Here is a 7,563-nt window from a genome sequence, read left to right on the forward strand (position 1 = left end):
GGCTCAGGCTCAGGGCCTCAGGCTCAGGGCCTCAGGCCTCGGGCGGCCAGCAGGGCCTCGGCGATGCCGCGGGCCCGCCAGGCGGCGTCCGGGGTGCCCTCGCGCAGGGCGGTGACGATGGCGCCGTCCATCAGGAGGGCGAACTGCCGGGCGCGCTCCCCGGGCTCGGGGACGCCGGCGTCCAGCATCAGCCGCTCGACCAGGTCGATGACGCGGGTCTTGTGCAGGGCCGCCATCCGGCGGGCCGGGCTGGCCGGGTCGGCGATCTCGGTCATCGTGTTGATCGCGACGCAGCCGCGGAAGTCCTGGGTCGCGAACCGTTCGGCCAGCGCGTCGAAGACGTGCAGCGGGTGGCCGCCGTGGGCCGCGACCCGCTCGGAGAGCCACGCCCGCCACCGGACGTCGCGACCCTCCAGGACCGCGGTCACCAGCTCCTCCTTGCCGGTGAAGTGCCGGTAGAAGGAGGCTCGGCCCACGCCGGACTCGGAGAGGATGCGCTCCACGCCGACCGCGCGGATGCCGTTCGCGTAGAAGAGGGTTTCGGCCGTGCTCAGCAGGCGCGCCCGTGCGTTGACTGCCACGCGGCCGATCCTATCCACTCTTGACGCCAAACGGTACCGATCGGTACCGTCCTCCAGTCGGTACCGGTCGGTACCGTTTAGCGGGGGCGGTCCCGAGGGGGGCACCGAACCTCGACTGCCCGCACGGACCAAGCGGTTGCACGGCCGCCCGGGCCGGGACGCCACGCCGGAAGCACCACGGCGGACCGCCCGACCCGGGACGCCGAGCAGCCGCGGGCACCGGCCGAGCCGCCCGGCCCGCAGCCGCCCCGCGCACGATCGGCTCACGCGCCCGCGGCGGCCGCCTGCGCGAGGGAGTCCAGCACCGGCCGGACCAGCGGATGCCCGTCGGCACCGGTCCGGACGGCGGCGAAGACCCGCCGGGTGGCGAGCTCGCTGTCCACCGGCCGCACCGCGACCTCGCGGAGGTCGACGCCGCGCAGCGCCGAGCGCGGCACCAGCGCCACCCCGAGACCCGCCGCGGCGAGTGCCACCACGGCCCGGAAGTCGTCGGAGGAGTGCAGCAGCCGGGGCTGGAACCCGGCGTGCTCGCAGGCCAGCAGCACCACGTCGTGGCAGGGGTTGCCCGGGTACGGCCCGATCCACGGCTCGTCGGCCAGCGCGGCGACCGCCAGCGGGCCGGACTCGTCGGCCAGCCGGTGGCCGAGCGGCAGGACGGCCTCGAAGGGCTCGGCGTACAGCGGCACCCGGGTCAGCCGGGCGTCGTCGGCCCGCGGGGCGCCCCGGTACTCGACCGCCACCGCGAGGTCGGCCCGGCCGTCCAGCACCATCGGCAGGCTGGCGTCGCCCTCGGCGTCCAGCACCTTGAGCCGTACCCCGGGGGCGCGCTCGGCGAGCAGGCCGACGGCGGGGGCGAGCACCGAGGCGATGGCGGTCGCGAAGGAGGCGACGGTGATCTCCCCGGAGACGCCCGCGCTGTACGCGGCGAGGTCGGCCTCGGCGCGCTCCAGCTGGGCGAGCACCACGTCGGCGTGGCCGAGCAGGATCTCCCCGGCGGCGGTCAGCCGTACGCCCCGGCCCTCCCGGGCGAGCAGGTCGTGGCCGGTCTCCTGCTCCAGGGCGGCCAGCTGCTGGGAGACCGCGGAGGGGGTCAGGTAGAGGGCGGCCGCCGCGGCGGTCACGGTGCGGTGGTCCGCCACGGCCCGCAGGGTCCGCAGCCGTCGTGCGTCGATCACGGACCAATTCTGCCAGCGCGGCGCGCCTTACCCGGACGCGGCGGGTTTTCCGCGGCACCCACCGCCGGTGGCGCATTTCCGGCCGAGATCGACCCCGCCCGTTGACCGCCCGCCCCGGACGGCGTTTGGCTCGTGGCCGAACCGGGCCGCAGGGGTCGTGGGCCCGGCACCGTCATCCGGGGAGGACGATCGATGACCACCGCACGCACCCGCCGCTGGGCGGCCCGTACCGCCGCCGTCCTGGCCGCCGCCGCCGTGGCCGGCGCCGCGATGCCCGCCGCCGAGGCCAGGCCGCCCAAGGGCGACACCGCCCGCGTCAGCGAGGGCCCGGCGGGCGAGGGGCCCGACCGCGCGGGCTGAGCGGCGACGGCCGCTACGCCCTGTTCTCGTCCTCCGCCTCCAACCTGCTGCCCGGCGGCCACGGCAGCTCGGGGGACGTCTACGTCCGGGACCTGCGCAACGGCCACCTCGAACGGATCGGCGTCGCCGCCGACGGCTCCGCGTTGAACGACGGCGCCGGCGACGCGGCGATCAGCGGCGACGGCCGATACGTGGCGTTCACCACCCGCGCCACCAACGTGCTGCCCGGGCAGCGGAAGCACCAGAACGACCTCTTCGTCCAGGACCGGTGGACCGGCCGCACCGAACTGGTCACGGCCGGCGACGGCACCTCCGGCGCGGGCGACGACCAGAGCATCCGCAGCGCCTACGACCCGGCCGTCGACGCCTTCGGCACCACGCTGCTGTTCACCGCCGACGACGGCAACCTGGTGCCGGGCGACACCAACGGCTGCGCGGACGTCTTCCGTCGCCGACTGTAAGGGCCCGACTCCCCTACGGAATACGTCCGTTGGCGTATTTCTGGACGGGATCACCGCCGCCCGTTGACCACCGGCCCTCCCGACGGTTGGCTCTGCGAGAGCCCGCCGCCGGGAGGGAGCGCGGCCGGGCGATCCCAGGGGAGGACGTTCCATGACCACCGCACGCACCCGCAGATGGCTGGGCCGCACCGCCGCCGTGCTGGCCGCCACCGCCGTGGCCGGCGCCGCGATGCCCGCCGCCGAGGCCAGGCCGCCCAAGGGCGACACCGCCCGCGTCAGCGAGACCGCCAAGGGCGCCCAGCTCAACGCGTACTCGACGCCGCTCGGGCTGAGCGAGGACGGCCGCTCCGCACTCTTCACCTCCGCCGCGACCGACCTGCTGCCCGGGCCCGGCACCCCGAACACGGACGAGGTCTACGTCCGCGACCTGCGCAACGGGCACATCGAGAAGGTCAGCGTCGCCGACGACGGCTCCGCGCTGAACGCCGCCACCACCGACGCCTCGATCAGCGCCGACGGCCGGTTCGTGGCCTTCAGCACCACCGCCACCAACGTGGTGCCCGGCCAGCCGAGCCACCCCAGCGACGTCTTCGTCCGCGACCGCTGGACCGGACACACCGAACTGGTCACCTCCGCCGCCGTGCCGAGCACCGACGACCAGAGCGGGTTCGGGGCCCTCAGCCCCAGCATCAGCCGCGACGGCCGCTACGTCGCCTACGTCTCCAACCGCAGCGACCTCGCCCCGGGCACCCTGCGGCGCGGCAAGAACAACGTCTACGTCACCGACCGCTGGACCCGCACCAGCCGGCTGGTCACCGTCGGCGCGGACGGCTCGGGTGCCGACAACGGCTCCTTCGCCCCGGCGATCAGCGCGGACGGCGCCACCGTCGGCTTCACCTCCCGTGCCGGGAACCTGCTGCCGGAGCCCCCGGCCACCGACCCCGGCACCGGCACCGGCGACCCCGCCACCGACGCCGCCACCGACTCGCCCCAGCTCGCCGGACCCCACTACTACCGGTACTACGTCTGGAAGGCCGGCACCGGGAAGATCGTCGGTGCAAGCCTGGACGGCACCGGCGAGCTGACCGGCGTCTCCTACGACGCCAGGGTCAGCCCGGACGGCCGCTTCGCGATCTACAGCGTCCCGGTGTTCGTCGGCGGCTTCCCCGGCCCGGCCCACGGCATCCGGCTGGACCTGTACGTCCACGAGCTGGCCACCGGCAAGGTCACCAAGGTCAACACCGACCTGCCGGGCACCAGCACCAAGTGGTCCTCGTCCGGCGGCGTCATGACGGCCGACAGCCACTGGGTCTACTTCGACTCCAGCGCCGAGACCCTGGTCCCCGGCGACACCAACGACGCCAGCGACATCTTCCGCCGCGACCTGTGGACCGGCCGGATCGAACGGGTCAGCCTCACCCGGGACGGCGGGCAGAGCACCTCCTCGTCCTTCAGCCCGTTCGTGGACGCCACCGGCGACACCGTGCTCTTCACCGCCGACGACGGCGACCTGGTGCCGGGCGACACCAACCAGGTGCTGGACGTCTTCCTGCGCCGCCTGTGACGGTCCGACGCGCCCCGAGGTCCTGAGGTCCTGAGGCCCTGAGGCCCTGACGGTCCGATGCCCCGACTCCCTTGCGGGATACGACCGGTGGCGTATTTCCGAACGGAATCGCCACCGGTCGTTGACCAACCGTCCGCACGACGCTTGGCTCTCCCCGACCGGGCCGCGGGGGCCGTGGACCCGGGACCGCCATCAGGGGAGGACGATCCATGACGAACGCACGCACCCGACGCCGGCTCGCCCGCACCGCCGCCGTGCTGGCCGCCACCGCCGTGGCCGCCGGAGCGGCGCTGCCCGCCGCCGAGGCCAGGCCGCCCAAGGGCGACACCGCCCGGGTCAGCGAGACCGCCAAGGGCGAGCAGATCAACGGGCGTTCGATCGCGATCGGGCTGAGCGAGGACGGCCGCTCCGCGCTCTTCACCTCGACCGCGCCCGACCTGCTGCCCGGGCCCGGCACCCCGAACTCCGAGGAGGTCTACGTCCGCGACCTGCGCAACGGACACGTCGAACGGGTCAGCGTCGCCGACGACGGCTCCCGGCTGGACGCACCCACCGCGGACGCCTCGATCAGCGCCGACGGCCGGTTCGTGGCCTTCAGCACCAGCGCCACCAACGTGGTGCCCGGCCAGCCGAGGCGCTACAGCGACGTCTTCGTCCGCGACCGCTGGACCGGGCACACCGAACTGGTCACCGGGGGCGGGTCCGGCGACGACGAGGGCTACTCCGACAGCCCGTCCCTGAGCCGGGACGGCCGCTACGTCGCCTACACCTCCAGCCGCACCGACCTCGCCCCGGGCTCGGACCCGCGCCACTTCAACGTGCTCGTCACCGACCGCTGGACCGGCACCACCCGGGTGGTCACCACCGGCGCGGACGGCGGGGCCGCCAACAACACCTCCTACGGTGTGACGATCAGCGCGGACGGCTCCACCGTCGGCTTCACCTCCCGGGCGACCAACCTGCTCCCGCAGGCCCCGGCCACCGACTCCGCCACCGACACCGCCACCAACACCGCCTCCGACACCGACCCTGGCGCCGACGCCGGTGCGCCCGGACTGGCCCCGGCCCGCTTCTACCCGTACTTCGTCTGGAAGGCCGACACCGGGAAGGTCTCCGGCGCCAGCGTGGACGACGAGGGCACCCTGCGCGGCGTCAGCAGGGGCTCCCGGCTCAGCCCCGACGGCCGCTACGCCCTGTTCGGCCTGCCGTTCCGCATCGGCGGTCCCGGTTCCGCCCACTTCCGGATGGACCTGTACGCCCGGGAACTGGCCACCGGCCGGCTGACGCGGCTCAACGCCTTCCTGCCCGGCACCACGACCACCGCGAGCGCCCAGAACCCCGCCATGACCTTCGACGGCCGCTGGGTCTACTTCGACTCCGCCGCCGACAACCTCGTCCCCGGCGACACCAACGGCGTCAGCGACGTCTTCCGCCGCGACCTGCGGACCGGCGCGATCGAACGGGTCAGCCTCACCCGGGACGGCGGGCAGAGCACCTCCGACTCCTCGGACCCGTTCGTGGACGCCGGCGGCGGGACGGTGGTCTTCACCGCCGACGACGGTGACCTGGTGCCGGGCGACACCAACGCCGCCGCGGACGTCTTCGTGCGCCACCCGTGATGGTCCGGATGGCTTGATTCCCTTGCCGCATACGTCCGTTGACGTATTTTACGCCGACATTACCGGAGGGCGTTGACCCCCGGCCCTCCCGACGATTGGCTCTGCCGAAAGCCCGTTGCCGGGAGGGAGCCCGGCCGGGCGATCGCTGGGGAGGAACACCTTCATGACACGAACCACCCGGACGACCCGCAACCGTTGGCTGTCGGGCGGCGGCAGCGTCCTGGTCGCGGCCGCCCTGCTCGCCGTCGCCGCCGCCCCGGCCCAGGCCGGCCCGGTGCCGCGCGGCACCGCCCAGGTCAGCCTCGGGCCGAACGGCGCGGCGCCCGACAACCAGTCGACGGCCCAGGGCATCAGCGCGAACGGCCGCTACGCCCTGTTCACCTCCCGGGCCACGAACCTGCTGCCCCACCCCTCGGTGGGCTGGAGCAACGCCTATGTGAAGGACCTGCGCACCGGCCGCCTCGAACAGGTCAACCTGTCCGACAAGGGCAAGGCGCTGAGCGGCTCGACCGACCAGGCCGGGATCAGCGCCGACGGGCGCTACGTCGTCTTCGAGAGCGAGGACGAGAACGTGGCGCCCGGCGCGCAGGTCAAGAACCGCACCGAGGTGTACATCAGGGACCGCAGGACCGGCCGCACCGAGCTGGTCAGCAGCAGCCCCACCAACACCGACACCGACCAGTACCACTCCTCGTACAACGCGCAGGTCAGCGGCAACGGCCGATACGTGGTCTACGTGTCCTCCCGGACCGACCTGGACCCGACCGTCGTGGACCCCGGGCCGGAGCCCACCCCCGAGCCCTCGCTCGCCCGGCCCTACACCTGGAAGATCAACGTCTACGTCACCGACCGCTGGACCCACACCACCCGGCTGGTCTCCCACGACGTGAACGGCAAGCCGGGTGAGAGCACGTCCTTCCGACCGACGATCAGCGCCGACGGCCGCACCATCGGCTTCGGCTCCATCTCCAGCCTGCTGCCGGACGAGCAGGCCCCCGGCCTCGCCGCCGCGACCGCCGCGGCGGCGGCCACGGCCTCCGCCCCCTCCGACGCCCCCTCCGACGTGGAGCTCACCCCGAGCGCCGCCGAGGCCGCGCGCCGCAGCGTCCCGCAGTCCGCGGCGCAGCCGAGCCTGGCCCGCCCGGCTGCCGCCCCCTACTACACCTACGACGTCCGCTCCCGCACCCTCACACCGGTGAGCGCGGGCCTCGACGGCACGATCGGCAGCTCCAGCTTCGAGGCGACGATCAGCCCCGACGGGCGCCGCGCGATCTACACCCTGTCCGAGCCCGGCGGCTCGACCGGCGGCCACCGCTACCACACCGTGCTCCACGTGCGGGACCTGCGGACCGGCACCGTGACGAAGGTCAGCGGCGGCCTGCCCGGCACCAGTTCGGTCGGCTCCTCCGACCACGGCTCGATCACCGCCGACAACCGCTGGATCTACTTCGAGTCCGCCGCCGACAACCTGGTGGCCGGCCCCCAGCACCCGGGCTGGGACGTCTACCGCCAGGACCTGCGCACCGGCCGCACCGAGCGGGTCGCCGCCGCTCCGGACGGCTCGCTCGGCAACGGCTCGTCGACGCAGCCGTTCGTCTCCGCCTCGGGGAACACCGTGGTGTTCGACTCGACCAGCGGCAACCTGGTCGCCGGCGGCACCGGCCCGGCGGTCGAGAACGGCCAGGTCTTCGCCAAGCCGACCTGGCTTCACCGGAACGGCGGCGACGACCAGGGCGAGAACGAGGACGACTGACCGGCACCCGCCGTCCGGGAACCACGACGGGGGCGGGACGTCGGCCGGGC

The 7,563-nt window shown here is 74.2% G+C and carries 7 protein-coding genes; 5 read left to right on the top strand and 2 right to left on the bottom strand.

Annotated features, from left to right (window positions below; translation table 11 throughout):
• Positions 1–23: 23 nt before the first annotated feature.
• The gene (locus ACWGJO_RS40255) at positions 24–581 is read right to left on the bottom strand and encodes a TetR/AcrR family transcriptional regulator (protein ID WP_452190731.1); all 558 of its coding nucleotides are present in this window, start codon (positions 579–581) and stop codon (positions 24–26) included.
• Between the two features lie 263 nt (positions 582–844).
• Positions 845–1,756 carry a LysR substrate-binding domain-containing protein gene (locus ACWGJO_RS40260; protein WP_452190733.1) on the bottom strand — a complete coding sequence of 304 codons (912 nt, stop codon included), beginning with the start codon at positions 1,754–1,756 and terminating at the stop codon, positions 845–847.
• 192 nt (positions 1,757–1,948) lie between these two features.
• On the opposite strand from ACWGJO_RS40260, the gene ACWGJO_RS40265 reads away from it, so the two are divergent.
• The 5 genes from ACWGJO_RS40265 to ACWGJO_RS40285 all read left to right on the top strand — a co-directional run bounded on the left by ACWGJO_RS40265 (position 1,949) and on the right by ACWGJO_RS40285 (position 7,513).
• Entirely contained in the window at positions 1,949–2,116 is a 168-nt protein-coding gene (locus ACWGJO_RS40265; RefSeq protein WP_452190735.1) for a hypothetical protein, read from the top strand.
• Between the two features lie 143 nt (positions 2,117–2,259).
• On the top strand, positions 2,260–2,577 hold the full coding sequence (locus ACWGJO_RS40270) for a hypothetical protein (protein ID WP_452190738.1): 318 nt from the start codon (positions 2,260–2,262) through the stop codon (positions 2,575–2,577).
• 151 nt (positions 2,578–2,728) lie between these two features.
• Positions 2,729–4,141: a hypothetical protein gene (locus ACWGJO_RS40275; protein WP_452190740.1), complete on the top strand. Its 1,413-nt coding sequence runs from the start codon at positions 2,729–2,731 to the stop codon at positions 4,139–4,141.
• A 209-nt stretch (positions 4,142–4,350) separates the two neighbouring features.
• A complete protein-coding gene (locus ACWGJO_RS40280; protein WP_452190741.1) occupies positions 4,351–5,760 on the top strand; it encodes a TolB family protein in 1,410 nt (469 codons plus the stop codon).
• Positions 5,761–5,923: 163 nt separating this feature from the next.
• Positions 5,924–7,513: a TolB family protein gene (locus tag ACWGJO_RS40285; protein WP_452190743.1), complete on the top strand. Its 1,590-nt coding sequence runs from the start codon at positions 5,924–5,926 to the stop codon at positions 7,511–7,513.
• The last annotated feature ends 50 nt before the right edge of the window (positions 7,514–7,563 follow it).

This window comes from Kitasatospora sp. NPDC054795 (assembly GCF_053611565.1).